Source organism: Chloroflexus sp., assembly GCF_049970315.1.
GTDB lineage: Bacteria > Chloroflexota > Chloroflexia > Chloroflexales > Chloroflexaceae > Chloroflexus.
This window is the reverse complement of sequence record NZ_JBMFNE010000027.1, coordinates 1-24727: the sequence shown is the minus strand read 5'-3', so window position 1 is coordinate 24727 and position 24727 is coordinate 1. Positions and strand designations below refer to the sequence as shown.

The 24727-nt window shown below is 53.7% G+C and carries 24 protein-coding genes; 14 read left to right on the top strand and 10 right to left on the bottom strand.

Annotated elements, in window-relative coordinates; genetic code table 11:
• Positions 1 to 344: 344 nt before the first annotated feature.
• From ACP5OT_RS15270 to ACP5OT_RS15250, 5 genes are all read left to right on the top strand, one after another.
• Positions 345 to 1058, top strand: coding sequence for a metal-dependent transcriptional regulator (locus ACP5OT_RS15270; RefSeq protein ID WP_424676894.1), 714 nt, complete (start codon positions 345 to 347; stop codon positions 1056 to 1058).
• Positions 1059 to 1080: 22 nt separating this feature from the next.
• Positions 1081 to 2637: an adenylate/guanylate cyclase domain-containing protein gene (locus ACP5OT_RS15265; protein ID WP_424676895.1), complete on the top strand. Its 1557-nt coding sequence runs from the start codon at positions 1081 to 1083 to the stop codon at positions 2635 to 2637.
• Between the two features lie 42 nt (positions 2638 to 2679).
• Complete coding sequence (gene ricT / locus ACP5OT_RS15260; RefSeq protein ID WP_424676896.1) at positions 2680 to 3912, top strand: regulatory iron-sulfur-containing complex subunit RicT; 1233 nt, start codon at positions 2680 to 2682, stop codon at positions 3910 to 3912.
• A 100-nt stretch (positions 3913 to 4012) separates the two neighbouring features.
• Positions 4013 to 4918: an MBL fold metallo-hydrolase gene (locus ACP5OT_RS15255; RefSeq protein WP_428132614.1), complete on the top strand. Its 906-nt coding sequence runs from the start codon at positions 4013 to 4015 to the stop codon at positions 4916 to 4918.
• Between the two features lie 106 nt (positions 4919 to 5024).
• Positions 5025 to 7256: an ATP-dependent helicase gene (locus ACP5OT_RS15250; RefSeq protein WP_428132612.1), complete on the top strand. Its 2232-nt coding sequence runs from the start codon at positions 5025 to 5027 to the stop codon at positions 7254 to 7256.
• Here the strand turns inward: ACP5OT_RS15250 and ACP5OT_RS15245 are convergent.
• Positions 7243 to 8148, bottom strand: a complete 906-nt coding sequence (locus ACP5OT_RS15245) for a LysR family transcriptional regulator (protein ID WP_424676899.1) — start codon at positions 8146 to 8148, stop codon at positions 7243 to 7245. The two genes, ACP5OT_RS15250 and ACP5OT_RS15245, sit on opposite strands and share 14 nt — an antisense overlap.
• Before the next feature lie 150 nt (positions 8149 to 8298).
• Here ACP5OT_RS15245 and ACP5OT_RS15240 point away from each other — a divergent pair, with 150 nt between their 5' ends.
• The 4 genes from ACP5OT_RS15240 to ACP5OT_RS15225 all read left to right on the top strand — a co-directional run bounded on the left by ACP5OT_RS15240 (position 8299) and on the right by ACP5OT_RS15225 (position 13078).
• Positions 8299 to 9360, top strand: a complete 1062-nt coding sequence (locus tag ACP5OT_RS15240; protein WP_424676900.1) for a sensor histidine kinase — start codon at positions 8299 to 8301, stop codon at positions 9358 to 9360.
• Between the two features lie 672 nt (positions 9361 to 10032).
• The gene (locus tag ACP5OT_RS15235; RefSeq protein WP_428132610.1) at positions 10033 to 10833 is read left to right on the top strand and encodes a hypothetical protein; all 801 of its coding nucleotides are present in this window, start codon (positions 10033 to 10035) and stop codon (positions 10831 to 10833) included.
• Positions 10834 to 11354: 521 nt separating this feature from the next.
• On the top strand, positions 11355 to 11510 hold the full coding sequence (locus ACP5OT_RS15230; protein ID WP_428132608.1) for a Flp family type IVb pilin: 156 nt from the start codon (positions 11355 to 11357) through the stop codon (positions 11508 to 11510).
• A gap of 329 nt (positions 11511 to 11839) precedes the next feature.
• Positions 11840 to 13078: a hypothetical protein gene (locus ACP5OT_RS15225; protein WP_424676903.1), complete on the top strand. Its 1239-nt coding sequence runs from the start codon at positions 11840 to 11842 to the stop codon at positions 13076 to 13078.
• A gap of 68 nt (positions 13079 to 13146) precedes the next feature.
• Here the strand turns inward: ACP5OT_RS15225 and ACP5OT_RS15220 are convergent, their stop codons facing one another.
• Positions 13147 to 13446: an FHA domain-containing protein gene (locus tag ACP5OT_RS15220; RefSeq protein WP_424676904.1), complete on the bottom strand. Its 300-nt coding sequence runs from the start codon at positions 13444 to 13446 to the stop codon at positions 13147 to 13149.
• A gap of 197 nt (positions 13447 to 13643) precedes the next feature.
• On the opposite strand from ACP5OT_RS15220, the gene ACP5OT_RS15215 reads away from it, so the two are divergent.
• The gene (locus ACP5OT_RS15215; RefSeq protein ID WP_428111679.1) at positions 13644 to 14873 is read left to right on the top strand and encodes a DUF190 domain-containing protein; all 1230 of its coding nucleotides are present in this window, start codon (positions 13644 to 13646) and stop codon (positions 14871 to 14873) included.
• Positions 14874 to 14884: 11 nt separating this feature from the next.
• Positions 14885 to 15925, top strand: coding sequence for an NAD-dependent epimerase/dehydratase family protein (locus ACP5OT_RS15210; protein WP_424676906.1), 1041 nt, complete (start codon positions 14885 to 14887; stop codon positions 15923 to 15925).
• 53 nt (positions 15926 to 15978) lie between these two features.
• Here the strand turns inward: ACP5OT_RS15210 and ACP5OT_RS15205 are convergent, their stop codons facing one another.
• From ACP5OT_RS15205 to ACP5OT_RS15185, 5 genes are all read right to left on the bottom strand, one after another.
• Positions 15979 to 16866 carry a PAS domain-containing protein gene (locus tag ACP5OT_RS15205; RefSeq protein ID WP_428132604.1) on the bottom strand — a complete coding sequence of 296 codons (888 nt, stop codon included), beginning with the start codon at positions 16864 to 16866 and terminating at the stop codon, positions 15979 to 15981.
• Between the two features lie 147 nt (positions 16867 to 17013).
• Positions 17014 to 17715, bottom strand: coding sequence for an SDR family NAD(P)-dependent oxidoreductase (locus ACP5OT_RS15200; RefSeq protein WP_428132602.1), 702 nt, complete (start codon positions 17713 to 17715; stop codon positions 17014 to 17016).
• A gap of 122 nt (positions 17716 to 17837) precedes the next feature.
• Positions 17838 to 18053: a hypothetical protein gene (locus ACP5OT_RS15195; RefSeq protein WP_287911348.1), complete on the bottom strand. Its 216-nt coding sequence runs from the start codon at positions 18051 to 18053 to the stop codon at positions 17838 to 17840.
• Between the two features lie 8 nt (positions 18054 to 18061).
• Entirely contained in the window at positions 18062 to 18412 is a 351-nt protein-coding gene (gene rsfS, locus ACP5OT_RS15190; RefSeq protein WP_424676909.1) for a ribosome silencing factor, read from the bottom strand.
• Positions 18413 to 18524: 112 nt separating this feature from the next.
• Entirely contained in the window at positions 18525 to 19481 is a 957-nt protein-coding gene (locus tag ACP5OT_RS15185; protein ID WP_424676910.1) for an NYN domain-containing protein, read from the bottom strand.
• Between the two features lie 311 nt (positions 19482 to 19792).
• Between ACP5OT_RS15185 and ACP5OT_RS15180 the strand changes: the two genes are divergently transcribed.
• On the top strand, positions 19793 to 20347 hold the full coding sequence (locus ACP5OT_RS15180; RefSeq protein WP_424676911.1) for a macro domain-containing protein: 555 nt from the start codon (positions 19793 to 19795) through the stop codon (positions 20345 to 20347).
• 208 nt (positions 20348 to 20555) lie between these two features.
• On the top strand, positions 20556 to 21080 hold the full coding sequence (locus tag ACP5OT_RS15175; RefSeq protein ID WP_424676912.1) for a PspC domain-containing protein: 525 nt from the start codon (positions 20556 to 20558) through the stop codon (positions 21078 to 21080).
• A 21-nt stretch (positions 21081 to 21101) separates the two neighbouring features.
• On the opposite strand, the gene ACP5OT_RS15170 is transcribed toward ACP5OT_RS15175, so the two are convergent.
• The 3 genes from ACP5OT_RS15170 to ACP5OT_RS15160 form a co-directional block, all read right to left on the bottom strand.
• Positions 21102 to 21935, bottom strand: a complete 834-nt coding sequence (locus tag ACP5OT_RS15170; protein WP_428111683.1) for a DUF92 domain-containing protein — start codon at positions 21933 to 21935, stop codon at positions 21102 to 21104.
• A 94-nt stretch (positions 21936 to 22029) separates the two neighbouring features.
• Positions 22030 to 22503, bottom strand: coding sequence for an SRPBCC family protein (locus tag ACP5OT_RS15165; RefSeq protein WP_424677569.1), 474 nt, complete (start codon positions 22501 to 22503; stop codon positions 22030 to 22032).
• 224 nt (positions 22504 to 22727) lie between these two features.
• Complete coding sequence (locus ACP5OT_RS15160) at positions 22728 to 23996, bottom strand: multidrug effflux MFS transporter (protein WP_428132600.1); 1269 nt, start codon at positions 23994 to 23996, stop codon at positions 22728 to 22730.
• Positions 23997 to 24205: 209 nt separating this feature from the next.
• On the opposite strand from ACP5OT_RS15160, the gene ACP5OT_RS15155 reads away from it, so the two are divergent.
• Positions 24206 to 24502, top strand: a complete 297-nt coding sequence (locus ACP5OT_RS15155; protein ID WP_424677567.1) for a hypothetical protein — start codon at positions 24206 to 24208, stop codon at positions 24500 to 24502.
• The last annotated feature ends 225 nt before the right edge of the window (positions 24503 to 24727 follow it).

Genomic DNA, 24727 nt, shown 5'->3' with positions numbered 1-24727 from the left:
ATGTCGGCACTCAAACAGCATAATTGCCGGTCAGGCACGAAGGAGGTGATGCCCATGAGTAGTAAGCGTATGGGTGTCACCGCTGGTGAGGCCCGCTAGGTCTTACCGAACCGGTGACCCCTTCTCCAAACCAGAATCCCCGCCGTAACGGCGGGGATTTTGCTTTATCCTACGTGGTATTGTGGACTAACCGAAACGAACCGGTAGTCTTATCGCAAGCCCGTCTGCTATAATGTAAAGATGATATGCCTACTGCTCACGCGACGTGATTGCCGGTCATACGAAGCAATGCCCGCGCGTCCATGCTATCGGTCAGTCTGCCTGCGGGCGCAAAGGGAGCTGCTATGAATAATTCCCACTCCGTTGCATCATTACGTCGTCGGCAGACGAGCACTGCCGGCGAACCAACCGCGAAAGAACGCGAATACCTTGAGGTTATTTACTATCTCGCTGCGCGTAACGAACCGGTCATTGCGGCCCGTTTGGCGCGCTGGATGAAGGTGCAGCCGCCAACAGTTACTCATATTGTTGCCCGCCTGCTTGAAAAAGGATTCATTGAACGCAATGCCCATGGCGAGATTACCCTGACCCCTACCGGTCTCAAACTAGCCGAAGAGATGGTCCGTCGGCATCGAATCCTCGAACGATTCCTCGTTGATGTTATGGGATTACCGTGGCACCTGATTCACGAGGAAGCAGTGCGACTCGAGCACGCTCTTTCGCCGGTGATGGAAGAACGCATTATGGCACTGGTTGGGCATGCCACGACGTGTCCGCACGGTAATCCGATTCCTGGCCAGTGTGATGTCTACACCGGCGCAGCTCGGCTCGACACGACCCAAGCCGGGCAGTCATTTGTGATTCGGCGCATTGCTGAAGAGGCTGAGGAAGAGACACCGATTGTCGCCTTTCTCGAAGCGAATGGGTTGGTACCGGGGGCCGAATTCGTCATTGTCGATAATATCCCCTCTATTGGTGTGACGTTGCAACGACCGGGTTTGTCGATCACCGTACCGGCTCATATCGCCGAACTGATTTGGGGAGACATCGCCGGTTAGCCGGTAGGTCGGGAGAACATGTATGGCACGGATCACGGTCACTATTCACGGCGAGCAACGCTCGTTCCCAGTTACTGAGCAGGGTATCACCATTGGCCGTCAACTCGATAATGAAATAGTGCTGAACCATGCGATTGTTTCGCGGAAGCATGCCCGTATCGAACTGCGTGGTCGGCGGGCGTGGGTCATCGACTTGAACAGTCGCAATGGTGTGACGGTCAATCGCTTGCGGGTGAAAGAAGAGCTGCTCAACGATGGTGATGTCATCGGGATCGGCCCTTTTGAGCTGATCTTTGAAGACCGTGCCGCCCAGAGTGTCGTACTCGACGATAATCGCTACTTCCCTGTTACCTCGGAGTCGCAGTCAGTTGCAGCCCACGCCCTCCAATTACAGCCATCTGATCTGCAAGCGTTTTATCAGATCAGCATGCGGATCAATCAAGCACTCGATTACCGCGAGCTGCTCGATGTGGTGATGGAGGAGATTATCCGATTGGTGCCGGCACAACGTGGGTTTTTGCTGCTGCGTAAAGGTGATGAGTTAGTACCGCGCGTGATTTTTCCGCCGAGTACCGGTGATGTAGTGATTGCCGGCAGTATTGTGCGCAAAGCCATCGAGCGTGGTGAAGCCGTTCTGACCCACGATGCGCGCCTCGAATTTGCCGGTTCTAAGAGTATTATCGCCGCTAACATCCGTTCGGCACTCTGTGCGCCTTTATTGACCCAAGTCGGTGCGATTGGTGTGATCTTGCTCGATTCGCCCGGTCGTGAGCAGTTTACGGCGCGCGACCGCGATCTCGTGGTGGCAATCGCCAATCTCGCAGCAGTCGCAATCGAGCGGGCACGCCTTACCGAGGAGTTGCGCGTGCAGGGCCAGGTACGACAAAACCTCGAACGCTTCCTTTCGCCGAACGTAGCCCATGCTCTGGCACGCTACGTCGCCCAACACGGAAAGCTATGGGAAGCACAAGAGCAGATCGTTACCGTTCTTTTTGCCGATGTGAAAGGCTTCACCTCCCTCTCCGAACTGTTGTCGCCGCGCGAGGTGCAAGATTTGCTCAATGAGTATTTGCACGAAATGACCGAGGTGATTTTCCGTTACAATGGCACCGTCGATAAGTATATCGGCGATGGGATTATGGCTATCTTTGGTGCACCGCGCTTGCCCGATGACCCACTTGATGAGCAACATGCCTTACGTGCTGTGGCTGCGGCTGTGGAGATGTTGCAAGCCCAACAGCGATTGGTCAGTCGCCTCGAACCTGATAAGGCGTTCACCATTCGGATAGGCGTCAATACCGGACCGGCGTATACCGGCTTTTTCGGCACACGTCACCGGTTGGAATACACGGCTATCGGCGATACCGTCAATACTGCGTCACGGCTGGAGACGGCTGCCGAACCGGGGACGGTGTTTATCGGTGAAGATACGGCCCGACTGGTCGGTGATCAGTTTGAATTGCAAGAGATGGGGGAGCTCCAGTTGAAGGGCAAGCAACAGCGAGTGCGCGCATATAAGGTGCTTGGCCCACGTACTAAATCTAATGGGGCAGCAACGATTGTGTACACCGGACCGTAATCATCTGCCCTTCCTTCGCGCTGTATTCCAGAAAGAGACGTTATGCCTACAGTTGTTGGCATTCGCTTTAAAGATAGTGGGAAAATCTACTACTTTGATCCTGGTGATCTTGACCTGAAGATAGGTGAGCCGGTTATTGTCGAGACAGTTCGCGGGCTAGAACTGGCGAAAGTAGCCCTCGAACGACGTGACGTGAGTGAGGATGCGATCGTCGGTGAGTTGAAGCCGGTGGTACGACGTGCTGAAGATGCCGATTTGGCGCGGATGGCTGAGTTGCAGCAGTACCACGATGAGGCGCTCGCTCGTTGCGCCGAGAAGGTGAAAGAGCACGGGCTGCCGATGAAGTTGGTCAAGGCCGAGTATTCATTCGATGGCTCGCGGCTAACGTTTTACTTTACCGCCGATCAGCGAGTCGATTTTCGCCAGTTAGTGCGTGACTTAGCCCGCACGTTTAAAACACGGATCGAGCTACGCCAGATTGGGCCGCGTGATGAGGCAAAGATGCTCGGCGGCATCGGTCCCTGTGGCCGGATTCTCTGTTGTACCTCATTCTTGCCCGATTATGCCCGCGTCTCGATCAAGATGGCAAAAGACCAAGACCTGCCGCTCAATCCGAGCAAAATTAGTGGGGTCTGTGGTCGCTTGCTCTGCTGTCTTGCGTATGAACACGAACAGTACCTCGAGATGCGCAGCCAGTTGCCCAAACGTGGGACGTGGGTGGTAACGCCGGACGGGCCGGGCGAAGTAGTTGGGCAGAACGTGCTGAAACAGCAAATACTGGTGCAGTTGGCTAGTAGCGGGATGATCGAAACCTACGATCTACCGCAGATCACCCTCGCGACTGAACAGGTGATTGCGTTGGCTAGGGAACGGGCGGCAGAAGGGATTACCCCGGCGCGTTCGGAGAAAACCGAACGTGGCGAACGCCGTATGCTGCGTGATGAGATCGATGCTTTTGCCTGGAACGATGATCTTAGTCTGCTAGAAGATGAAGAACCTTCGGTAGGGTTGATGATACCGGTGTTACCGCCGCCGCTAGAATCAAACCGTGACCCAGAGCAGAAACCGGCAGCACAGCCACGTGTACGTCAACGGAATCGGAACGACAGGAAAGAGGCATCGGCAAAGCAGGTACCGGCGAAGCAGAAGCAGCCACCCGCAGCGAAGGCGAAGTCACCAACGGCACCATCGCCAGCCAAACAACCAGCCTCAGAATCGCCTTCAGCTCCTACCGATGCCAAACGCCGCCGTCGTCGCCGTAATACCGGTAAATAGGACTACTACCGGCTGTGCACTCAGGGTCGCACATGTGCGATAACTGCCGCTCGCTGAGCTGATGGTCATTGGTTGATTCGGTTTAAACAACGGGGGCAGAATGGAAGTCTTCACAGTTGACAATCACATTTGGGCGATTGATCACGAGTTGTTGGGCATTCCCGGTGTCGGCGTGACATATGTTGTGCGCGGTGAAGAAATTGCGCTGGTCGAAACGGGCACGGCACTAACCGTACCTCAGACGCTGGCCGGACTTGACGCCTTGGACATTCCCCGCGAAGCGGTGCGCCATATTCTCTGCACCCACATCCACATGGATCACTGTGGTGGTTCCGGGCATCTCGCTGCAGCGCTACCGAATGCTACTGTGTACATTCACAGCAGCGTAGCCGAGCATTTGGTCAATCCAACTAAACTGATGGCCAGTGTACGCCGGGCCGTGGGTGAAGAGGCATGGCCATTACACGGTGAATTGCTCCCCATTCCCGCCGAGCGGATCCGTCCGGCTGAGCACCTCCATCTCGATCTCGGTCGGGATGTTGTGTTGGAAGCTATCGCTACACCGGGCCATTCACCCGATCACCTCTCATATCGCGATCGCAAAAGCGGAGGCCTCTTCATCGGCGACGCAGCAGGTTTGATCATGGAACGCTGGGGGCTTGTCTTTCCGGTCACACCGGTACCGACCTACAACCTCGAAGCGCACTTACAGACCATCACGATGCTGCGGACCCTCAACCTGCCGCGCATCTACCTCACCCACTACGGTCCCCACGATGATGTTGATCATCAATTAAGCTATGCGGCGGAACGAATAGCAGAATTGGCCGACCTCGTCCAGCGCGCTCTTACCGATGGCGATCCCGATGTCGAGGCATTAGCGGCACGTTGGTTACCCTACCCCGATAACGGCCCCGCCGGCGTCGTCGCCCGGAGCTGGTCACGGATGAGCGTAGCCGGCATAATCCGTTACGAATTGAAACGCCGCCAATCATCCCCGTCATAACGGTAACGCCTCACTGCCGTGCGACGCGCCATCACCCGTACGGCCCCCGCTACGCCGCACGGCGGCGCGTCATCCCAATCCCTGGTATGGTATACTGTACCGACGTATGGCGACCACCGACCTGCTGGCCAACCTGAACCCACAACAACAACGCGCCGTAACTACTGTTACGGGGCCGGTATTGGTGTTGGCCGGGCCAGGTAGTGGCAAAACGCGCGTGCTCACCCACCGCATCGCCTACCTGATTGACGAAGTTGGCGTTGATCCGCTCCAGATTTTGGCCGTCACCTTCACCAACAAAGCGGCCCGCGAAATGCGCGAGCGCCTGATAGCGCTGCTCGGCGAAGCCGTCGCCCACGACCTGACCGTTGGGACCTTCCATTCCATCTGCGCTCGCTGGTTACGCCGTGATATTGTTCATCTGGGTCGTGAACGCGATTTTGTCATCTATGACACCGATGATCAAGAACGCCTGCTAAAACGGGTATTACGAGAGCTAAACCTCAGTGAGAAACAACATCCACCCCGTGCCATTCTTAGTGCTATTTCACATGCCAAGAACGAGCTAGTTGATCCAGAGGAGTTTGCCCGCCACGCACGTACCTATTTCGACGAGATAGTAGCACGTTGCTACGCCCGTTATCAAGCTCTCCTCTCCGAAAGTAACGCACTCGACTTTGACGATCTCCTTGGCGAGACGGTGCGTTTGTTTAGCAACTATCCGGCGGTATTGGCCGAATATCACAAACGCTACCGCTTTTTGCTGGTTGATGAATATCAAGATACCAACCGTGCCCAGTATTTGCTGGTACGCGCATTGGCCGAACGCGACCGTAATCTGTTCGTGGTTGGTGATGAGGCGCAGAGCATCTATGCGTGGCGCGGGGCCGATATTCGCAACATTTTGCAATTCGAGCACGATTACCCTGATGCAACGGTGATCATGCTCGAACAAAATTATCGCAGTACGCAGGCAATCCTCGACGCTGCCCAAGCGCTGATCAACGCTAGTCCACAACGTAAGTATGCGAAACGGCTCTGGACGACAAACGGAACGGGTGATCAGGTCGTGCTGTATGAAGCAGCGAATGATGAAGACGAAGCCGCGTTCGCCGTCGGTGAAATAATGCGCCTCATTGCTGAAGGAACAGCGCGGCCCGGTGATTGTGCAATTATGTACCGAATGAACGCACAATCGCGCCTGGTCGAAGTCGAAGAGGCGTTAATCCAGTCACACCTCCCTTATCAAGTCATCGGTGGGGTGCGCTTCTACGAGCGTAAAGAGGTGAAAGATGTGCTCGCCTACTTACGCCTAGTCGCGAATCCCTACGATAGTGTGAGTCTGCAACGAGTGATCAATTGGCCGGGACGCGGGATTGGCGAACGCACGGTCAACGAATTAATCGTGTGGGCAACCCGGCTTGGTGTCCCACTGTATCAGGCGCTCGCTGAGCTGGTTGATGAGACAACCGAACACCCGTTTGCTGCACGTGCACGAAATGCACTGCTTGACTTTTACCGACTGATCGGCGAGTTTCATAGCCTTCGCCAAAGTATGCCGCTTGGCGAACTGATCGATTACCTATTGATGCGCATCGAAGCTCAAGCGACATTGTATCAAGAGTACGAAGCAGAGGAAGCCGAAGATCGCTGGCGCAACGTGCAAGAGTTGCGCAACGCAGCAATCAATTACGCCAATCTACCGATTGAACATCAATTAGCAGCATTTCTCGAAGATATTGCGTTGGTCGCCGATACCGACACGCTCGACCGCAACAATGATGTGGTGACGTGCATCACCCTCCATCAGGCCAAGGGTCTTGAGTTTCCGTATGTCTTTGTGCTTGGGGTAGAAGAGGGCTTACTTCCGCACAGTCGGTCTACCAATGATCGCAACCAATTGGAAGAAGAACGGCGCTTGCTCTACGTGGGAATGACGCGGGCGCAACGCCGGTTGTATCTCTGCTATGCGGCTCAACGTGCGATGTTTGGCCGTGTAACGGTTTGTACCCGCTCCCGCTTTTTGGCCGATATTCCCTCAACGTCACTCAAACTGTTGCGCCGCCGTGGCTATCGTGCTGTGACCGTCCCCCAGACTACGATGTTCACCCAACGCATGGTGGCTCCTCATCAGCAGGATCAGCGCATGGCACCGCTGCTACCGCGTCAAGCTGCCTTCGTTCCCGGTCAGCGTGTATATCACGCAACCTTTGGTGAAGGTATTGTCGTCAGTAGTCGCCTGATCGAAGGTGATGAAGAAGTGACCGTTCGCTTTGCCGATCGTGAGCGGCGGTTACTGGTCAGCTTTGCCCGTCTCGAACCGCTCACGGACGGATAAGCGTTCCTAGCGGACGTTGCTGTAGTTCGCTCACCAGAAACTCACGGAGTGCGCGCGCAGCAGGTGAAGCGGTGCGATCGCTCCGCCAGACCAGACCCAACGAGCGAGTCAGGGTCTGATCGCGGATAGGCAAACTGACCACGCCGTGAAAACCGGCCACTGCCAGCGCCGGCACAAGAGCAATCCCCAACCCGGCGGCAACAAATCGTACCAGTGTTTCCGTCTCACCACCCTCCATCACTGTATGCGGGGTAAAACCGGCCGCATGGCATGCCTTCAGCGTCGCTTCGCGCAACTCATAGCTTGCCGGCGAGAGAATCCAACGCTCGTTACGTAACTCGGTCATCGCCACCTCGTTGCGCCCGGCCAGCGGGTGATGCGGGCTAACAATCAACACCAGCGGTTCATTGAGCAACGGTGTCACCGTCAACGCTTCATCGCTCACCGGTAACGCCACGACTGCCAGATCGGTCAAACCCGACTCAAGCAGATCGAGCAACGACTGAATCCCAGCCTCATGCAAGCGCAGGGTAATTCCCGGATACCGCTGATGGAACGCAGTCAACAGCGGTGGTAACAAATGCGCACCGACGGTGGGCGGTGCGCCAATCGCGACTCGTCCGGCCTTTAAGCCAACTCGTTCGGCCATCGCGGCGCGTGCCTCTTCGACCTGAGCCAACACCGCTCGTGCATACGGCAACAATGCCTCACCGGCTTCGGTCAAACGAAGGCTGCGCCCCACTCGGTCGAACAGGGTAATACCTAACTCCTGTTCAAGTTGGCTAATCTGCTTGCTCAACGCCGGCTGGGCGATGTGTAGTTCGGCCGCTGCGCGCGTCACGTGTGAATGGCGAGCCACAGCCTCAAAATAACGTAAATGACGAAGTTCCATCGCAAAACCCTCTTGTTTGGCGCGTCATCCTGTATGGTATCATACCAGATACGAGTATCAAAGATATGCATTGCAGCATTATCCACGAACGACTATAATCGGAAGAGCAGATTCGCAGCGGAAGCGTCAGCAGCGCAGGAGAGTTCAGTCGTGGCAGGCGAAGAAGTTCAACAGCAGATAACTACAGCAATCCAAACGTACCGGGAAGAGATCGATCGTATTCGCCGTGAGCTTAACGAGGTTGAATCGTTGCTGCGACAAGGCATGGCTGAAGTTGACAAACTCTCGATGCGCGAAACGTCGATTGCCAATCGCGTGCGCGATCTCGATGTCAATCTAGAACGGTATGAGAAGACCGATATCAAGACGTTTTATACTACATTGATCGAAGTACAAATGCGCTTACAAACCATGCGGGCCCAGGTCGAGCAACTACAAACGCGACGCGAGACGTTACGTGAACGCCAAAGCTTGATCGGCGAATTTGTTGAATTGCTCGAAGCAGCGGCGGCACAGTTAGAGCGTAGCGCCAAAATCGCCGATCTACCGTTTGATCCACAGACGATGATCGCCAACATCATCCAATCCCAAGAGAGTGAACGGCTCCGGATTTCCCTGCAAATGCACGATGGCCCGGCCCAGGCAATGAGTAACCTTGTGTTGCGGGCCGAAATTTGCCAACGTCTACTCGACCGCGATCTCGATCAGGCGCGCGCTGAATTAGTGGCGCTGAAAAATGCAGTCAATAACACATTGCAAGAGACGCGCAAATTTATCTTCGATCTGCGGCCAATGACCCTCGACGATCTTGGACTGGTGCCGACGTTGCGTCGCTACGTTGCGCAAGTCTCCGAGAAACACAAGATCGATCTGCACTTGTTGGCACAAAATCTGGATCAACGCCTGCCCGGCCACTATGAAGTAACCATCTTCCGCTTCATTCAAGAAGCGATTAATAACGTAGTGCGCCATTCTGGGGCGACCCAAGCCCGGATCATGCTCGATAACAGCGATAATATCTTGCACATTCTGATCGAGGATAACGGCAGTGGCTTTGCTGTGCAAGACGTAATTGCTAGCTCCGGTACACGCAAGAATATGGGTCTGGCCAATATGCGCCAGCAAATCGAAGTCTTGCTGCAAGGTGAATTTGGTATTGAGAGTACGATCGGTCGGGGAACGCGGGTCGCAGCGACGATTCCGTTGCCATGAGGAGTGAGGATTCGTGGTGGGTTGATGTGAAATGAAAATAAAAAATGTCCTTAAAGAACGATTAAAGGTGGCAAATATATACATCTTATTACCGATATTTTTGGTACTATGAAATACACTCCTCGATCCACTACGCCGACTTGATCTTTGGTGGTATATCAAAGTCGGCGAAATTATTTTTAACAGTGGTCAAATACTGACAACCGATCTGTTTTTCGTTTACTGAATATAGTAAGGAGTTTACTTATCCTAATTGGTTGGCAGAAGTTGTCTTTTTTGTTGTTTTAAACATTGGTGGGTTAGGATTGTTGATTGTACTTAACACACTTATTATTATCCTAACGTTTATCGTAGTTCTGAAAACTGCCTTTGTTGATAAGGTGACTCCTTGGTTGTTCGCTGTGTTTGTGCTAATCTCTGCAATGTTATTTATAATGTATTCTAATCTTCGGACTCAAACACTTGCTTTTTTGTTTTTAGCCATTTTTATGTTGGTTTTATGGAATTATCGATTCCAAAAAGGTAGAAAATATATCTGGGTTCTGCCAATCCTTATGATCATTTGGGTGAATATTCTATGGATCGTACATTATCGGTCTGGGAGTTGTTGCCGTCTTCTTGGTTGGGGAAAGTTTTCGTTATGTGGTGCGCAGATGGACGAACGATCACGATGTGCTTGATCGATCAGCAATATCTCGTCTAGTTATAGTTTTATTTCTCGTTGTTGTTGCTACGCTTATCAATCCGTATGATGGTGACATATACCGATATGTACAGCAAGTAGGCTCTGATCCATCATCACAAGTGTTTGTTACTGAATGGCAGTCGCCAAAAATTACTAACATTCAACACGTTTTGTCTTTTTTCTCCCCTTTCTTGGTTACAACTCTGATTTTTATCTACAGCCACTCCAAACCGGCTTGGACTGAGATCGTTTTCTTCGGAGTATTCATACTTCTTGGCTTCACTGCGGTGCGTAATGGGATCTGGTTCACCATTATCATGACCCCGATTGCCGCGCGGCATCTTGCCCACGTCCCTGTACCGCTGATAGATTATCGACGCCATGCGACCAATTCCCTACGGCCTGTAGAGGCATCTTTTACTGCCGGTGTGCTCTTCGTACTTGTTGCTATAACTGTGCTGTTCAGCCCTTGGGTGCGTCCTCATCTCGGCGTCGCAGTTCTGCGTCCATCGCTTATCGATAATCAGATTCCACTTAAAGCATTTGCCTATCTTGAACAGCACGGGATTAGTGGATGTATGTTTCATCATCAAGATTTTGGTGACTATATTATTTGGCGGTTGTGGCCACAACAGTATACATTTATTGATGGTAGAGTTCACTTGTTCTCACTCGATGTGGTGCATGACTATTTGAATGCAATTGCCAGTAGGGAATGGGAAAGGATAATGGATAAATATCAAATATCTCATATCTTTTTGCCAAAATCCGATCAACCCCCCTACTAAGCATTGTTCAGCAATCTTCTAATTGGTGAATAATTTTTTGAAGACCGAAAAATAAACTAAATGCCTGTGTTTACTGATTAGCGAAAACTTTGCGCTCTCTCTGAACGGTTAAGACCTACCTACCAGACCGGTCTCACCGCAATAGACACAATGCGTGCAGAGCGGAGCTGCCGTGTGGCTTGCGCAGTACTGGACAAAGCCGGTAGCGTAAGCATAACGTGCGAGGATATGGAGATAACAAACTACAATCTATCGTAGAAATGTTGTCCTTAGCCATGGATTATCGTTGTCAGTCAGTTAGATTTCTGAATGATAAACTTTTTGTGAGGTAAAGTTTGACAAAATTATCATCTCTCCATAGGATAAAGGTCTCGCTAAGAGGCATTTTTTGACTAAAGAGGTACCGGTAGATAATAGTACTCTCTGGCTATTGGTTTTTCATCCCCTAACGGTTATACTAAGAACCGTGGAGAGTTACTCCACGATATAGTTCAACCGCACTAGTCTTTAGGAGGAACACAATGCTTCGCAGCTTTTTCGCCAAGGAAGAGGGTCAGGGTCTGGTCGAGTACGCGCTCATCCTCGTTCTGATCGCCGTCGTTGTTATCGGTGCGTTGACCCTGCTCGGTAATAACATTTCCAATCTGTTTAATAAGCTGTCCAATACTATTAAGTAACTAATTCTTCCAACCCCGGTTCCCCGAACAATCATCAAAACCCAGTGTTTGAATACTTCACCCAGTCGCAACGGCTGGGTGGAGTATTTTTGTGCCTCTAACGCTTTCGCATAAGTCAGAGTGCGGTAGAATGCTAGTGGTGGCGATGCAGTGGTTTCAACGCAAAGACGCAAAGACCGCTATGGAAGAGGGGCATACGGCAGGGTGCCCTCGGGAGGATACCGCAACGGTGCCAAGGGTTGTTGTGCGGTTGCAGGGTGAACTTAGCCGTGGGTGCTGCTCTTGGATATCACGGGGACGATACACGATACCTGGGTGGAGGAGGTACGATGAGTCGTAGTGCATGGCGTATTATCCGCCTGCCGGTCGTGCTGATTGGAACAGGGATACTCTGGCTAGTGTTGCTTAGCCTGAGTGGTTGCACGACTGCACCGTTGCTCGGTGAGGTGTCGGTGAGCGCCGAGCAGTATGAGCTAGGAGTTGGCCCGCCGCTTTCCATTAGATATGAGGTTGGTCGGCCAGCGTTGGTTGATATCTATCTCCTTGATGCTGCCGGCCGGCGTTATCATCTCCGGCGAGCACAGCCGCGGGCGGCGTCCGGTGATCCGTATGTGTTGCGTTTCGATGGGAGCGTACCAACCGATGATCCGCAAGTATTGCGGCGTTTACTCCCACCTGGCCAGTACACGCTTGTTGTCGCAGTGCAGGCTATCGATGCTAATGCGAGTGCTGAACGCCGCTTACCGTTGACAATTGTGGGGACCGCCATCGAACCGCCGGTGATCGAGAACCTGATGGTCTGGCCGCCGGTCATCTCGCCGAATGCCGATGCTATTAACGATGTAGCTGAATTTACCTACCGTCTGCCGGTCAGCGCAACGGTGAATATCGATGTGACTGCGCCCAACGGCGAAGTGATTCCGGTGGTGACCCGTGAGGAAGAGGGGCCTTACGAGCAGCGCCACGTTTGGAACGGTAAGCGTCCGAATGGGTCGCTCCTTGAGGCCGGCGTCTATACGTATACCGTGCAGGCTGAAGATGCGTTTGGGAATGTGGTGCAGCGGCAGGGCCAGATTACCCTCGCCGACGTCGGTCAACCTGAAGCGCGGATTGTCTATTCGATGATTGCCCCGCAGCGGGTGATGTTGGGCGAGGTGATTACGGTTACGATCCGGGTGCGTAACACCGGCACCGTGCCGATTCGCACGTATGGCCCACCGAGCGGGTATGAATACACCACTGATGAGGTCTTTTCTTCGGTGGAAAATGGTGCTTACGCTGCGCAAGCCGGTGGCTTTTGGCGCGTTGGGATGGATTGGGATGCCAACAGTGGTGGCGGGCCAAAGCGCTACCCGTACCGCTGGTCAATTTCGCCGCGCCCGCCTGAAGAGTGGGCTCAACCGTTCGTTGAAGATTTTCTTTACCCCGGTGAAGAAGCAGAAATTATTGGGCGCGTGCGGATTTTGCAGCGGGAAACACGGATGGGTTTCTATGTTGGTCTTATCCAAGATGGGGTAGGTTTTTTTCAAGATCGCACCGGGCGCACGATTATCGATGTCGGATTTTAGACAACAAAATACCGTCGCCACCAATAGTTGGTGGCGACGGTAGCAGGCGATGTAACGGTGGGGATCGATTAATAATCGGCTACCTTAAATGCGACACTACCGATTGAGAGCAGATCACCGTGCTGTAAACGTTGACGGCTGTTAATCCTTTGGCCATTGAGGGCGACCAGCGCACTCGCGTCAAGCGGCGTGATGAACCAGCGATCAAGCGTTTGGGCAATCTCGGCGTGACGATCAAGTACCTGCCGGTCATAGATCACAATATCACACTGACGAGTACTTCCGATCACCATACTGCGCCGATTGACGACGATCTGTTGTCCGGTACACGAACCGGACACTCCGACGAGGGTCAATGCGCGTCCCATACAACCTCCAGCGAAAACAACTATTGCGATACAACTATATAGACATATGATTCTCATCACCATCTCATTTTGTCAAGCCTTACCTTGGGACTATCTAGCGATAACCGGCATACGATAGCGCAGTACGTTGGGGTCGCTATCCATAAGTGATCTACCTCGTGCGTGTGTCATTGTCGGAAATGACGGGGAGTGATGGTATGGCCGAACCAACGGTGCAACGGGTACGCATCTATTTGAACGGCGAAGATAGCGTAAACGGTCAACCGCTCTATAAAGCGGTAATAGACGAATTACGCCAGAGTGGTGCAACTGGTACGACAGTTCTGTTGGCTCTAACCGGCTTCGGACCACGTCGGCAGATGTTAGCAGACGCTATGCGGCAGCCGGTTGTGATTGAGTGGGTTGACAATGCAACGCGTATCCAACGATTACTGCCGTTGCTGAGTCGCCTGATCGGTGATGCGCTAGTAACGCTAGAGCCGGTGACCATCGTGCAGGGTGTACTGCGTCCGACGGGGCCGTTCCGTACCACCCAATTAGTCGCCGATCTGATGCAAGCGGACTCACCGGTGATTGATGCCGCTGCGCCACTGCTCGATGTCCTCGAACCGTTTGTCACCGGTCGGGTGGAAGTATTGGCAGTCGTTGAGCATGATACTGTTATCGGAACCATCTCGCTGCATGAATTAGTGTGGCGTGCCGGTTTACGGGTACCACCGTACCTGCTGAGCATGCTTGAGCCGGCAGAACGAGCGGCAATTCTGACACCGCTCCAAGCAGTAACTGCCGGTGCAATTGCTAATCGTGAGATACGTGGTGTGCATGCGACGATGCCGATTACGCAAGCCCTGACTCGAATGATCGAGTGGGGCTACAATCAACTACCGGTGCTCGATCCACTCGGGCGGTTGGCCGGGATGTTTGGGCAACACGAGGTGTTGCAGGCAGTGGCACACCAATCCGAATCGGGGGATGCTGCCGGTTTGGGGGTGCAGGTAGGGATGGTGATGCAAGCGGCAACAGCACGAGCTACGCTTGGCCAATCATTGGCAACCGCACTCGCCTTGCTGATCACCACACCGGGTCAAAGTTTATTTGTCGTTGATGGCGATGGGCATGTTGTGGGTATCTTGCGGTTAAGTAAGGTGCTATCCAACTTGCAAGACGACGAGCGAACAAGCGTACTGACTGCATTGCAAAGCACTCAACGAGTACAGCCGACGGCGTTGCCCGGGGCACGTCGCACCATCGACGCCTTTCTTGAACCACCACCACCGGTCTTGGCGATCAATGCCTCGCTAGGAGTTGCTGCTCGTCAGTTACTCATGATAAACACCGAACGGTTGCCGGTGGTAGACTCAGAAGGGCGACTGTCGGGTATAATCGCACGTGGCGCCCTCGTGCGCGCATTATTACAACACGAATAGAGGAAAAGACTATGGCTGACCGTGTGTTAATTACCGGTGGTGCCGGATTTCTCGGCATTAATTTAGCGCGTTATTTGTTGGCGCGCGGCTATATCGTGCGTTCACTTGATATTGCCCCTTTTGACTATCCCGAGCGGAATCAAATTGAAGAGCATACCGGCGATATTCGTGATCGAGCTGCCGTTGACCGGGCAATGCAAGGGGTGAAGTTTGTTGTCCATACAGCGGCGGCACTTCCGCTCTATTCACCGGCCGACATCTTCTCAACCGATATTGACGGGACGCGCAACGTCCTCGAATCGGCTCGTGATCACGGGGTCGAGCGGGTAGTCCATATTTCGTCAACGGCAGTGTACGGTATTCCCGACCATCACCCACTGGTAGAAACCGACCCGCTTAGTGGTGTGGGTCCGTATGGCGAGGCTAAAGTCAGAGCTGAGGAGCTATGTCTCGAATTCCGCAAGGCCGGGATGTGCGTACCGATCTTGCGACCAAAGTCGTTTGTCGGCCCTGAGCGACTCGGTATCTTTGCGATGCTGTACGATTGGGCAATGGAAGGGCACAACTTCCCGTTGCCCGGAAACGGCAAGAATCGCTACCAGTTGCTCGATGTCGAAGACCTCTGTGAGGCAATTGTACTTTGTCTGACGTTGGATCGGGATCGGGTCAATGATACCTTCAACATCGGCGCGAAAGAGTTTACCACGATCAAAGAGGATTTTCAGGCGGTGCTCGATGCAGCCGGCTATGGCAAGCGCATTATCACCTTCCCGGCCAAGCCCATGGTGTGGGCACTGGCGATCCTCGAAAAGCTGAAGTTGTCGCCGGTCTACAAGTGGGCGTATGGTACTGTAACCGAAGATTCGTTTGTGTCGGTGGAAAAGGCCGAGCGAGTGTTAGGCTTTACGCCCAAGTATTCCAACAAACAGGCGCTGGTCCGCAACTATCAGTGGTATGTGGCAAACGCCAAGAAATTCGGTCAGCAGACCGGTGTCTCGCACCGGGTGCCGTGGAGTCAAGGAATTTTGCGGCTGGCGAAGCTATTCTTCTAATCGCAGGTTGCCGGGCGAAGGCAGAGAGTGATAGGTAAAACGACACCTATCACTCACTCTTTGCGTCTGCGTATCAGCGGGTTGATCGGATTATCGCTGCGTCGAGCACTGGGAGAGAGATGATTGTTCATCACCAGCGCGATCCCGTCTTGCAGCGTTGCTCTCGTCTCAAATACGCTCAGATCGGCGCCGAGACTCACCAACGTTTGCGCGACTTCTGGACTAATCCCGGTCAAGATTACATGCGCACCGAGCAGCCGGACCGCCCGCGCTGCCCGGATTAGGGCGTCGGCGATAAACGTATCAACCGTATTCACACCGGTAATATCGATAATCACCATCTCGGCGCCGCGATTTGCTACCCCTTCCAACAACGTCTCGATAATCAAGTTTGCCCGGCGCTGATCGATTGACCCGACGAGTGGTAACGCAACTGCCCGATCACTGATCGGCACCAACGGTGTACTCAGCTCGCGCAAGGCCCGCTCTTGTGCAGCAATAATTTCTTCCTGCATTTGCAGGCGCTCAAATTCAATTGCCTTGATTTCGCTGATATTTTGCATCATCCCCACCATCCGTGCCGCTTTGCCATCGGGGCCGGCGAGGAAATAGCCACGGTCGAAGATCCAGACATACGAGCCGTTTTTATGTTGGAAGCGATACTCAACGTCATACTCGCTTAGATTGGCCTCTGCCTCGTTGAGTAGCTTTAACGCCTGTTCGCGGTCATCGGGGTGGATCAAAGCCTCCCACTGCGCGATCCCACCGTCGAGTTCATTCACTTCTCGCCCGCAAACCGCTACGGTTTCGCCGCTCCATACAATTGCACCGGTTGCGACATCGTAGTCATAGATCATGAGCCGTAATGCACGCACCAGCATCGCGTAACGATGGCGTAGATCGTTGAGTTCACGGAGGATCTGTTGGGGATCAGGAGTCATACCATGCTCCTCTGAAAACACGTCTTAAATAGCTAATCCGACTGTAAGTAGGAAGAGGTGGGTAGTCAAGGTGAATGAACGCTGCCATGCATTCTAGACATCATCTGGATTAGGGTTTGAGGTAGGGATGAGCCGAACACTTCCTTTCTACGCCTTCCCATACACCGGAATCGCGGCGCCACTAATGATACGAGCGGTGGGGCCGACCAGAAAATGTATCACCGCCGCAATCTCTTCCGGTTTGACCCAGCGCTCGTGGTTGGCGTTGGGCATGGCAGCACGATTGGCCGGCGTATCGATGACACTGGGGAGCACGGCGTTTACAGTGATGTTGTGCGGGAGTAGCTCGGCGGCGAGTGCTTCAGTGAGTTGCAAGACGACTCGTTTGGCTGCGGCGTAGGCGGCGAGGTTGGCGCCGGTTTGGGTAGCGGTACGACTGCTGACGTTGACTATCGCGCCCCCACTGCGTTCGATCATGTGGGGAATGGCCGCTGCGCATGAGATGACTGCTGTCTTGAGGTTGATGTCGAGTTGCGTTTGCCAGAGCGACCATGGCGTCTGATGAACCGGTTGCCCCCCAGCAAAGCCGCCGGCAGCGTTGATCACGATGTCAATCCCGCCATGCATAGCGGCAACGGTATCGTAGGCTGCTTTCGTTGCCGCTTCGTCGGTCAGATCAACCCGCATTCCGATCACGGCGGGAAAGCGTTCATGTAAGGCGTGAAAGGCGGTTTCTTGAGCGTAAGGCGTTACAACAGTAGCGCCGGCAGCAAGCAAACGTTCGACAACGGCTACGCCTAATCCGCCGGTGCCGCCGGTAACAATAGCAATCTTATTAACGAGATCCATAACACTCGGCTCCTTGTGACGAAAGCGACTCCGGCGCACAACAGCACCAGAGTCGCCATATCTTCAGACAAACGGAGAACATTCGTTGCAGGCAACTCCCTCGTCACCCGATTCGGTATGGCCTACTGCATCAGCAGGTCAAAGTGCGGTCGCCCATCGTCGCCACCGAGTCGGCGGAGGCCACGCTGAATTGCGCGCACTGCACCTTCACCGAGCCAGAACGTCAGTACCGAGCCAACGATGAAGCCAAGTGCGCTACCCAAAGCCGCTCCACTGGCGAACAATACAAACCGCTTGCGTCGCGACGCCGCTTTGCGCCGCGTAGTCTCCTTGCCCATAATACTCCTCACTGGACGACAACTACCGGCATTGCTTTACTCCAAAGACGTTCAAGCCGATAGTATTCACGCTGGCTCTGACTGAAGATGTGTACCACGATGTCGCGATAGTCGAGTACAATCCAGCCGGTGTCGGCGCTACCTTCGATGCGTGGGTTTAACCCATGCTCGGTTGAAATCTTTTCGTCGATATGGTCGATAATCGCACGCATTTGTCGATCATTATCGGCGGTGCAAATAATAAAATAGTCGGCAATGGTCGTCTGCGGACGAATGTCGAGCAGGATGATGTCATGAGCCTGCTTGTCTTCGACCAACTCGACAATACGGCGGGCAATCACTGCGGTCTCGATAGTCATATCCTCCTTTGTCACTGTGCGTTATCTGTTAATCTGATCGTATCATATTTGATGCATGTTGTAAAACGGTACATGGCACAAAACCGGTGCAAACAACTCATTCGGTTGCTTATCATACGTCGTTGGCCGGCTTGGGGGTGCTCGGTTTGAGGCGGATGGCGATAGCTCCGTTGTCGAGCCTGAACATCTCAAACATCCCTTTTGCTTCTGTAACACAGGCTTCCATTAATTTCGATAGGGTCTGATACCCGTAGCGTCGATGGTCAAAACTAGGATCGATAGAACGGAGGCGTGAACCGATGACGCTCCCACTAACCCATTTACCGGGATCAGCTTGCGCCGACTCGGCCAGTATGTCTTTGAGGAGTTTCACGGCATCGCGCAGCGGTATAACTATTTGACTATCGAGTTGAGGTCGGTTGGTAAGCTTGGCTGTTGGTTGGGGAATGGGTGAACCGCCGTTGGCACCTGCTGAGGTTGTTGGTGGTAAACTGCTCCTCACCGCAGTTGTTTCGGTTGTGCTGATGAGGGTCGGTGCAGGCGTGTTAGAACTTTGGGTGGTTTGCTCTCTTTCCGTGACAACGGTTGGAGGAACAGATGATGTGCCGGTGTTGGGTTTCGCCAAGGGGATGAACGTACTGCATGCCTCTTTCAAGACTATTGCCGTCTGCTCCATCCCGATCACAATCACGTTAGCGCCGCCGGCGCGGAGTCGTTTGACCAGCGGTGCATAATCACCGTCACCGGTTACTAAACAAAAATCATCGCACACTTGCCGGTAATGCAGATCCATTGCATCAATAGTCAGTACCATATCGATGGTACTTTTACCCGGAGCTATCCCTGCATGGTAGATCGGACGCAAATCGTAGCATGCGACTGCTTCAATCCATTTTTGGTGGGCAGAGAGTGACCAGTTGGCATAGACACGGCGTATGACCAACATGCCTTGCTTGTGAGCTAATTCCATCACTTGGTCGGCATAGGTGGCAGCACAGTTTTCACCCAAGAGGGCAATGCGGCGAGGTGCGGTGGGTGATCGGCATGCGGTGGCTCCGGTAGGCAGCAAGGCGACGTGCGTAGATTGCCATCAGCAGGTTTCTGACCAGTGGAACGCATCGTTGGGTTAAGAATGATAATAGCAGTGATGACATATCATTCCCCAGGCGTGCAAAATCGGCGTGCCTCTCTGAATCTACGTAACCAACCGGTAAAGGTTGCAAAATCGTAAGAGTCTTCGTTGATAAGACGAGAACCATATTCACTATACTGCACTACCTTAGTACCAGTCGTTCTAGGGTTTCCCAAGAATCCGCACCGGATGGTACATATTATGGTAAATCTGCGCGATCTAGGTATTTCAACCCAAGGAGGTAGTGTATGACCGATCTTCCGGCACTTCAGATTGGTCAGGCTCGGATCGAGCTTTGCGAGGGTGATATTGTGACCCAATCAGTGGATGCGATTGTCAATGCGGCCAATGAGCAATTGCGCCAGGGTGGTGGTGTATGTGGAGCGATCTTTCGCGCCGCCGGTGCTGCGGAGTTGCAGCGGGCGTGCGACGCTGTGGCCCCTTGTCCAACCGGCGAAGCACGGATTACGCCCGGTTTTGCCTTGCCGGCTCGGTACGTCATCCACGCTGTAGGCCCGATCTTTGATAGTTACTCGCCGACTGAAGCCGACCGGTTGTTGATCAGCGCTTATCGAGCGAGTCTGGCGCTAGCTCGTCAGTATGGAGTACGTAGCATCGCTTTTCCGAGCATCGCCACCGGTATTTATGGCTTTCCGGTCGAACGGGCGGCTCCATTAGTGATACGTACATTGGTCGGTGAACTTCGTGTGCATCAGTCACCGGCATTAGTGCGGATGGTGTTGTGGCACGATACGTTTCCGGTGTATCGCGCAGCATTGGCACAGCTTGCGGCGACAAGCTAGCGAGGGTCTAGGCGGTGTTGACGCAAGCCTTAAGCTGTTACTCGTCAGCATACCACATCACCGGGATGTAACGTTCACCGATCGGCAGCAGTCTGCTGCAAACCCGTTTAGGCGCTGGAGCCAATTGCAACAATTTGGTAAAACCTTCGTCAAAACACCAGAGCAAGCGTAGGTGGATCGGCCACACCTCGGCCGGAAGGAGCTTTCTATGCAGACTCGACTAACGCGCAGCAGCACCGATAAAATGATCGGCGGCGTGTGTGGTGGATTAGCCCGCTACTTTAGCGTCGATCCGGTTATCGTTCGCCTCATCTTTGTATTGGTCTTTTTCATCAACGGCATTAGTTTGCCGGTCTATCTGGTGTTATGGATCATTATGCCGAAAGACACCCCGCCACAATATCCATCCTTCACGTCAGGGGTAACGCCGCAGCCGCAGGAGATGTTTGTCGGTCAGGGTCAAGTGAGTGGGCAAGCACGGGTAGGCTATGCGCCTGATCCTGGCTATCGGTTCGATCCGCTCACCGGTAAACCAATCGAAGGACCGGCCACTGGCGAAACGGTGCAATTAGTACCACCGACACCGCGCCGGCGCAATTGGAGCTTGTTAGGAATGATTCTGATGGGGGTAGGAGGGATTATTCTGCTCGAGCAAATGGGGATCAATCTCTCGTTACTCTTCCCGATGTTGATGGTTATTGCGGGTTTAGTACTTTTGTGGCGGGCACGGTAGGGGCATTGCGCCGCAATGCCCCTACTGCGCGCCCCCGGCGATCATCGCGATTGTGATCGCGATGATCGCTCCCCCTACCGAGCTGATCAAGTTCACCAGGTCATTATCCATCCAGCGCCAGCCGCGCAAAAAGCGATTGGGTGTGCCATCACGGGCAATGCGGCGCTCGGTTTCACGCCCGTCAGGATACATGTAAATCGCCTGTACCGTTGCACCGAGCAGACTATCGAACAAGGCGCCGCCCAAACCACCGATGACTCCGGCGATGATCATCCACCATGGCGGAGCGCTATCCGGCGTGGCCAGAAGATTGAACAGAAACATCGTTGTCCCGATCAACAACCCGCCGGCTGCTGCGGCTGAGGTACCCATGAGCGTCACGCCACCCGATGTGCCCGGTGGCACCGGTTGGCCGGTGGTAATCAAACGTGGCTGATGAGGACTCAGCACACCTAACTCGGTAGCCCAAGTATCGGCAGTAACGGTAGCCATCAACCCAACAAAAGCGGCCAATAACCACCACGGCTGACCGCTCAGTGCAAATGCTACAGCGCAGATTGCACCCAACCCACCGTTAGCGATGGTCTGGAAGAAATCACGTCGGCCTCCTTTGGAAAACTTCTCGGCAGCCCGCTGCTCTTTAATCGATTCTTTGTAATGCGATAGGACACTACTCGTCACAAAAAACACGATTAATGTCAATCCCCACGGCCAGCCCCCAAAACCAAATGTTAGCGTACCCACTAACACAGCCCCTACCCAACCACTTTCGCTCAGGGAACGACGGGCAAATGCCACACCACCGATAACGATACTGAGCACGAACCCGAGGCCGATCTGTACAAGGTCGATCATACTCTTCCCCGCCTCAGCGCCTAGACGGCAAAAAGATCGCAGAGCACCCACTGGGATGCTCTGCGATTATACCAGAGACAGGAGCGATGATGAGTTAGGCAGCGGCTCGGGCCGACATGGATTGCCGAGTGTGACGAGCAACACCGCGGAGGGCAGTCTCGAGATCGGCGCCCAGCATGTCGGCGACCGTCTTCTCGGGTACAAACGATGCCATCATGCCCAGCATCGGCGTAAGATCAATACCCATGACCACTTGTAAGTCGGTGCCGTTGACCGCTTGGCTGAGAACCCAGCGCGTTTCAACCGGCAATGGTGTGCGCACGGTAAAAACAATTTCCCGGTTGTCTTGCCATGTCAGGTCACCTTCGCAGCGAATGGTACCGAATAAACCACCCATCGACATGTAGGTGACAAGGCGAGCATGACGGGCAATGTCATCGCGATTAAGCAGCTCAGTCTTTTGCACGCGCGGCAAAATCTTGCTGATGAGTTCGGGGTTGGCTAAGGTGGTAAATACTTGCTCTGGGGTAACACCCTCTATGTGACAGCGGCGACCTACTTTAATCATGGAAAACTCCTGTCTCTGTTTTGTCAATACTTTGCACAACTAATCATAGCATCTATGTACAGGAATGTCAATAGTTGTAGAGCGAAATTTGTTGGGAAATCGAACAATCGCGGCAAATGGTCAACAATGGCGGTGTTATTGGATCTTTGGGGACACTGGAGGAATGCGCTACGAAATAGCGAATAGTGGTGTAACGTCAGGTGTCACCTAGAAATGTCGTCCGATCACGCCACCGATTCGGGATCGACCACCCGATGTTGCCGACCATCAGCCCACCGCATCAGACCAAATGCGCTCAACGCCAGTACCGCAAAACCTAGTGCCAGCGGGATAATCGTACCGTTATAGGCCTGACCGATGATGGTGGCAATCGGAATGGCCACAAACGTCGAGAGTGAGCCGACCACCGCAGCGCCAGTACCGGCAACATGACCGAGTGGTTCCATCGCCATCGCATTCATATTGCCAAACAAAATCCCAAGGCAAAAGAAACTCGGCATCAGTGCTGCCATCAATACCCAGAGCGAGGGTTGACCGTGCGTCACCACGGCAATGCCTGCCAGCGTGAGCGTCAGCCCGATCAAGACGAGCAAGGCATTGCCGATGAGCGAACGCATCCCGTAACGCATCACTAATCGCCCGTTGACGAATGACGCTAAACCGATGGCCAGCGCGTTCCCGGCAAAAAACAACGGGAAGAGGGTCCCTAAAGCGTACTGTTCTTGAAAAATCTGCTGGGCAGAGCTTAGATAACTTTGGAGAATCGCCGAAATAACTCCGGCCATTAACGTATACCCAAGCGCTATTGGGTGACTCACCACTGCGCGAAATGCTCGGCCAATTCGCTGCGGCGATAGCGGTGTCCGTTGGGCTGCCGGTAGTGTTTCCGGTTGGCGTAGACCAAACCAGAGCAACGAAACAATACCTAACACGAGAAGCGTGACGAAGAGCATCCGCCAAGCCGCTACAAGCAGGATAGCCTGACCTACTGCCGGCGCGACGATCGGTACAATGATGAACACGACCATAATGAACGACATTACCCGCGCCATTGCGCGCCCGCTGAAACAGTCCCGGATCAGGGCCATTGAGACGACTCGTGGCCCGGCCACGCCTAGACCTTGTAACAGGCGACCGGCCAGCATCATCGGAAAGTTGATAGCGATTATGGTGAGCGCAGAGCCGATAATGAAGACGGTAAAGCCGAGATAGATGGCGGCTTTGCGGCCAATGCTGTCAGAGAGTGGACCGTAGAGCAGTTGGCCGATCGCTAAGCCGACAAACACCATCGTTACCACCAACTGATTGGCATTGGCGTGAGGTGCACCGAGTTCGTGCCCGATACTACTCAGTGCCGGTAACATCAGATCAATCGACATCGCCACCAGCGAAGTCATCAGTGCCATCATCGCGATGAATTCCCCCATCCGTGGGCTAGATTGAGATGGTAACGTTGACATATTCGGCATGACCTGATCGATGAGACATTGCATTACGCTCCATTATCACGGTTTTCGTGGTTTTTGACAAGTCAATCATCGTTTACGCAATGGTTTGGTGAAGACGCCGGCGCAATCGCACTGACCAATCGTCGGCGCCACTGACGGTCTGTATCCAACAGCGGTTGCTATTGTGCAGATGGTCGAACGCCTTTATCATGCATCAGGTTCGCTACACATACGCTACGAGTTGAGAACATCCAATGCAACCTATTGAACTCCGATTGGCACAACCCGGTGATACGCCATTGTTACGACAGATTGCAATCGCGGCGAAAAGCTATTGGGGGTACCCTGCTTCGCTCATTGTCCAATGGGCAACGACCCCCATCATCACCCCGGAAGCGCTGGAACGTGATCGAGTATGCCTTGCTGCGCGTGCGGGAACTCCGATCGGCTGGTACCGGTTAGCCCTTGATCGGTCACCGGCGTGGCTCCACGAAGCGCAGCGAGAAATCTTCCTTGTCTACGCTCCTGTGGTAAGATTTCTCGGTCGCTGACGCTCCCTCGCAATGACAGGGGGGGCTGTCTTTTCTACGCTCCTGTGGTAAGATTTCTCGGTCGCTGACGCTCCCTCGCAATGACAGGGGGGGCTGTCTTTGCGAGAGAGCACCGTTGTTGCGAGTAAATGACTGTCATTTCGAGCGTAGCGAGAAATCTGCCTTGTCTACGCTCCTGTGGTAAGATTTCTCGGTCGCTGACGCTCCCTCGCAATGACAGGGGGG

Excerpts from the sequence above, each read along its gene's own strand:
- ACP5OT_RS15265 (WP_424676895.1), top strand. The coding sequence starts at position 1,081 with ATGGCACGGATCACGGTCACTATTCACGGCGAGCAACGCTCGTTCCCA.
- ACP5OT_RS15155 (WP_424677567.1), top strand. The coding sequence starts at position 24,206 with ATGCAACCTATTGAACTCCGATTGGCACAACCCGGTGATACGCCATTG.
- ACP5OT_RS15210 (WP_424676906.1), top strand. The coding sequence starts at position 14,885 with ATGGCTGACCGTGTGTTAATTACCGGTGGTGCCGGATTTCTCGGCATT.
- ricT (WP_424676896.1), top strand. The coding sequence starts at position 2,680 with ATGCCTACAGTTGTTGGCATTCGCTTTAAAGATAGTGGGAAAATCTAC.
- ACP5OT_RS15220 (WP_424676904.1), bottom strand. The coding sequence starts at position 13,446 with ATGGGACGCGCATTGACCCTCGTCGGAGTGTCCGGTTCGTGTACCGGA.
- ACP5OT_RS15225 (WP_424676903.1), top strand. The coding sequence starts at position 11,840 with ATGAGTCGTAGTGCATGGCGTATTATCCGCCTGCCGGTCGTGCTGATT.
- ACP5OT_RS15195 (WP_287911348.1), bottom strand. The coding sequence starts at position 18,053 with ATGGGCAAGGAGACTACGCGGCGCAAAGCGGCGTCGCGACGCAAGCGG.
- ACP5OT_RS15230 (WP_428132608.1), top strand. The coding sequence starts at position 11,355 with ATGCTTCGCAGCTTTTTCGCCAAGGAAGAGGGTCAGGGTCTGGTCGAG.
- ACP5OT_RS15160 (WP_428132600.1), bottom strand. The coding sequence starts at position 23,996 with ATGCAATGTCTCATCGATCAGGTCATGCCGAATATGTCAACGTTACCA.
- ACP5OT_RS15245 (WP_424676899.1), bottom strand. The coding sequence starts at position 8,148 with ATGGAACTTCGTCATTTACGTTATTTTGAGGCTGTGGCTCGCCATTCA.
- ACP5OT_RS15250 (WP_428132612.1), top strand. The coding sequence starts at position 5,025 with ATGGCGACCACCGACCTGCTGGCCAACCTGAACCCACAACAACAACGC.
- ACP5OT_RS15170 (WP_428111683.1), bottom strand. The coding sequence starts at position 21,935 with ATGATCGACCTTGTACAGATCGGCCTCGGGTTCGTGCTCAGTATCGTT.
- rsfS (WP_424676909.1), bottom strand. The coding sequence starts at position 18,412 with ATGACTATCGAGACCGCAGTGATTGCCCGCCGTATTGTCGAGTTGGTC.
- ACP5OT_RS15175 (WP_424676912.1), top strand. The coding sequence starts at position 20,556 with ATGCAGACTCGACTAACGCGCAGCAGCACCGATAAAATGATCGGCGGC.
- ACP5OT_RS15270 (WP_424676894.1), top strand. The coding sequence starts at position 345 with ATGAATAATTCCCACTCCGTTGCATCATTACGTCGTCGGCAGACGAGC.
- ACP5OT_RS15255 (WP_428132614.1), top strand. The coding sequence starts at position 4,013 with ATGGAAGTCTTCACAGTTGACAATCACATTTGGGCGATTGATCACGAG.
- ACP5OT_RS15215 (WP_428111679.1), top strand. The coding sequence starts at position 13,644 with ATGGCCGAACCAACGGTGCAACGGGTACGCATCTATTTGAACGGCGAA.
- ACP5OT_RS15205 (WP_428132604.1), bottom strand. The coding sequence starts at position 16,866 with ATGACTCCTGATCCCCAACAGATCCTCCGTGAACTCAACGATCTACGC.
- ACP5OT_RS15200 (WP_428132602.1), bottom strand. The coding sequence starts at position 17,715 with ATGGATCTCGTTAATAAGATTGCTATTGTTACCGGCGGCACCGGCGGA.
- ACP5OT_RS15165 (WP_424677569.1), bottom strand. The coding sequence starts at position 22,503 with ATGATTAAAGTAGGTCGCCGCTGTCACATAGAGGGTGTTACCCCAGAG.
- ACP5OT_RS15180 (WP_424676911.1), top strand. The coding sequence starts at position 19,793 with ATGACCGATCTTCCGGCACTTCAGATTGGTCAGGCTCGGATCGAGCTT.